The organism is Escherichia sp. KCJ4928, from assembly GCF_004352695.1.
Taxonomy (GTDB): Bacteria; Pseudomonadota; Gammaproteobacteria; order Enterobacterales; family Enterobacteriaceae; genus ECMA0423.
The window spans coordinates 1-3,952 of sequence record NZ_SJWV01000262.1 but is presented as its reverse complement, the minus strand read 5'-3'; the positions used below and the strand labels follow the sequence as shown (position 1 = coordinate 3,952).

General features: G+C 41.3%; 3 protein-coding genes. All 3 read right to left on the bottom strand.

The genetic code is table 11. The features are described 5' to 3' along the window. Positions 1-63: 63 nt before the first annotated feature. Genes E0D98_RS21955 through E0D98_RS21945 form a run of 3 tightly spaced genes read right to left on the bottom strand, consistent with a single transcriptional unit; the run spans position 64 to position 3,944 of the window. Positions 64-813: a molecular chaperone gene (locus E0D98_RS21955; protein ID WP_001269825.1), complete on the bottom strand. Its 750-nt coding sequence runs from the start codon at positions 811-813 to the stop codon at positions 64-66. A 15-nt stretch (positions 814-828) separates the two neighbouring features. Beyond that, positions 829-3,333, bottom strand: coding sequence for a fimbria/pilus outer membrane usher protein (locus tag E0D98_RS21950; RefSeq protein ID WP_000277119.1), 2,505 nt, complete (start codon positions 3,331-3,333; stop codon positions 829-831). 59 nt (positions 3,334-3,392) lie between these two features. Beyond that, positions 3,393-3,944 (bottom strand): fimbrial-like protein, encoded by a 552-nt coding sequence (locus E0D98_RS21945; protein WP_001272149.1) that lies wholly within the window; start codon positions 3,942-3,944, stop codon positions 3,393-3,395. Positions 3,945-3,952 lie beyond the last annotated feature (8 nt).

Here is a 3,952-nt window from a genome sequence, read left to right as displayed (position 1 = left end):
GCCCATACAGGTAATGCACTAAAACCTATAATAAATATAATTACAATTAATAAGTAGCGCATATTATTTATCTCGTTTGGCTACGGAAACATTACAAGAGTTATTAACCGTCGGGCAGTTTATTTCATAAAAACTTAATCCACCAAAATCATTGATATAACCAACCTGAAAAGCTGACGGAACATTTTTAAACTGCGTATCTGCATGGCTATAAGGGGTTACCATTAAACTTTGCGTTTGTGGCAACATTGTGATTCCGTTTGTTCCGATATAACCCAGCGTAACGTGATAAGGCATCTTATTGTTAAAGCGGATCGAACCATCATTTCTACGGATGATTTCAACTTTTTCGTAAGACATTACCCCATCATCTTCTAATTCAATAGCTTTTGGTCGCCAGAATAGTTTCAATGCGTGCTGCATAGTGACTTGCATCACATTTTTTTTATCTGTTTTTGGCGGTATTTCTCGCACGTTAAAATAGAAGAGCGTTTCTCTGTCATTAGGCAGTTGAGCAATTTTTTCCTGACTTATCATTCTTATTTGAATTTGCTCACTGGGATTTAAACGTACCATAGGGGGAACCGTGACAATAAAGTCACGTGATTTATTGCCTTTCGTATCTTCTATCCATGTTTGCGCCAGATAGGGTAGATTTTTGCTTTGATTAGTAAGTTTTAATGCTTCCCCTTTATCTGACTCATTCATTATGATACGGGTACGGTCCGGGATGATGGCACCCCAGGCAATGCTGCTCATGCAGGCGAGTAATACTCCTGCTGCAATGAGATTCTTTGTGTTTAAGTAGCGCATTAGTTTCATCCTGAATTAATTTTGGCTAATACACGGTAAAATAACCGTTCCGGTGGTTAAGTTGCTGCTATTGGGTGGTTGAATAAAACAGGATTTATCACCCCAGCGTAAAGTAAGTTTGCTGTCATCCTGAATGCCGTTGAGGTATACAAAGCCGCCATCAGCAACCAGTCCTAATTCTTTATGGCTGGTTTTATCTTTTACGCTAATCCCCAGTGGTGGGTGACTACCATCTGCCAGGCGAATAACCCCCATGATTTGATAGCCCTTGCGGGTATCAAGTTTGGCGTAGCCAATAGCACCTTCGGTTAAGGTGGTGGTGATAACCGAGTTTTCGATATCCACATTTTCTGGAAGATTTCGGGTATCAACGCTTAATGATGTTGTTATGTAACTGCTGACTGATGGAATAACTCCGATGCCATACCGATTAGTTACCGCGCGTTTATTGTTCAACGGAATATCTTCTGCACCATCTGCGTCGATCATAAAACGCGAGTCAGCACTACCACTATAGTCATGGAAAGCGGCTCCGTGACGAGTCGCCGTGAATGAACCATTCCAACTGGCATTCAGAGAATAATAACTGTCTCGCTGTGATGTCCCGGAGAGATAGAGACGACCGTTCTCGGTATTATGCTGATAACTGGCGCGTAGTGACGCTTTCATATCTTTGAATTCATCATTGTCGCCTGAAGCAGAAACGCTCCAGGAATTATTTCGATCGGAAGAGTCATACCACGAAGCAGTATGCGAAATCTTGTTATCCTGATTTCGTTGCATACCATAGCTCAATGTTCTACTGGTTCCCCAGGGAATCGAAATATTTAGGTACAGTTGATCCTGGTTGTCTTCTTCCCAGTTTATTCGGCTAAATGTTAGAGAAGTGGAGACGTTTTTTAATGGCCCGATATCAAAATCGCGGCTAAGTGATAATGAATAATTCACATTACTGCTGGCGTCCCAGTAAGTATTACGAGCCAAACTTACGTATGTATTTAACCTTAATGATTCAAGATACTGGTTAAACGTGACAATATAACTCTCTTTTTCATTCTGATAATTCGTGTAATGGTTAGTGTCATTGATATATTCATTCATTGTCACAAAGTTTTTATCAGAGAAACGGTAACCAGCGAAAGTGAGCTGGCTACCGGTAGATTCAAAACGTTTTGAATAGTTAGCGCGGTAGCTATAACCCGTTTCTTTATCCTGATTATGCAACTGAGCATCAGATCGTGTGACATCAAAAGATAATGAACCCAATGAGTTAAGGTTAAAGCCAACGCCGGCAGCCAGAGATTGATAATCACGGTTTGTTAAAACTGAACCACCATACAGGGATACATTGTTCAGCCAACCCCATGAGAATTCACCAGTCCAGAAGAAGGGTTGTTGTAAGGAATCACCACCAACGCTGGTCGGTTTACCCATAGCAGTGGTGTAGCGAATCTGCCCTTTACGCGTCAGATAAGGAATACTATTAGATGCAACTTGCCATTGCGTGACTTGCCCGTCCTCTTCTTCAACCTTGACGTCCAGTTGCCCCTGTAATGTATTGAATAAATTAGTAATAGCAAATGGGCCAGGAGGAACATTTTCTTGATAAATAATACGGTTGTTCTGTGAGACAGTGACCTTTGCATTCGTTTGTGCAACACCCGTGATTTGCGGTGCGTAACCACGTAGATCAGGCGGCAACATATTCTCATCGCTTTTCAACGAAACGCCAGAAAAATGGAAAGAGTCGAAAATAGAGGATTCAGTATCGTATTGACCTATAGTTAGTTTTGCATTAATTGCTGGGATTGGGCGAAACAAATAAATACGCGGAAAATCCAGGTTGTTCGCCTGGCTTTTGCCATTGTTAAATGACTGATCGTACTGGTAATCAGTACGCAGGCGCCAGGCCCCAAGATTAACCCCAGCCTGCCCATAGGAACTTATATTTTGTGAATTATCGCCCTGATGTGGTGCATAATGAGAGGCATATAAATTGTAGTCAAGAAATGCCCCAGCAATACCATGATCCCAAAGTTCAGGAGGCGTCCAGTTTGCATCTTTGTATTTTAACCATGCCTGAGGTGCAGATATGGATAATTGCATTTTCCCTTTATCGAGATAAGTTGTAATTTGTTTTTCTTTTTCGATAGGGTAACAACCATCGATCAGGTTTTGCTGAGCCTCTTCAATAATCTCATCAGTAAAGCCTAATAATGTTAATTGCTCTGGAGTCAGACAAACTGCAGTTTGGTTATCAATTAATACCCATTGCAGGTCCAGATGGATTGGCGTCCTTTTATTATTAATAAGAGCGTTTAATGAGTATTTACCTACGGGTAATTGGCCATCAGTTTCAAATTGGGAAAGGTTAACGTTTTCACGATCTTCGGCTTCGATTAAATCTTTGTTGAATTCAACGGCATAAGCTGACGCACAACCAATGATGAGAACGGATAATGAACAATAAATATTTTTAATCAATTCGCTTATTGTGGTTAATTTTAATTTTTTATACATCTGTTCCACTTATCATTAATCCGTTAATGATGTGGCCGGGCGAACCCGGCCTAATGTGATTACTCGTAAGCAATCTTATAGTCAGCCTGAGCGTAAACGTTGCCCGGGGTAGCATCTTTGCTTGGGGATTCCATACGAGCTTTGAAGTTCAGTTCCTGATAGCTGTTAGTATTGTTGAATGTAATTACTACCGGAGTACCTAAAGTCACTTCGCCGCTCTGGCTATCCAGAATACGTACGCCAACGCCTGTGGCACCACCGATTTCAGTTTCTTTGGTGTTTTTCAGCAGGTCAGTCTGACCCGTCATAGTATTCGCTGTGGTGAAAGTAACCTTCGCTTTTGAATAAGTGGTTCCACCCTGGCTCAACATGCAGTCTTGCAGGTGAATAGTGAAAGGCTCAGCCAAAGATTTCTGGTCGCTTTTCAGAACGGTATCTGCTACTTCACCCAGATTTACAGTTAAGTCTTCGTCACCTGGTTTAATTGAACATGGAGCAGAGATAACTTCACCTTTAAATTTAACAATGCCGTGACCTTCGTCAGCAAATACGTTATTGGAAAGAATCATTGCTACGCCAGCAACAAGAAGTGACTTTTTAAAAGCAGACATAATATTCC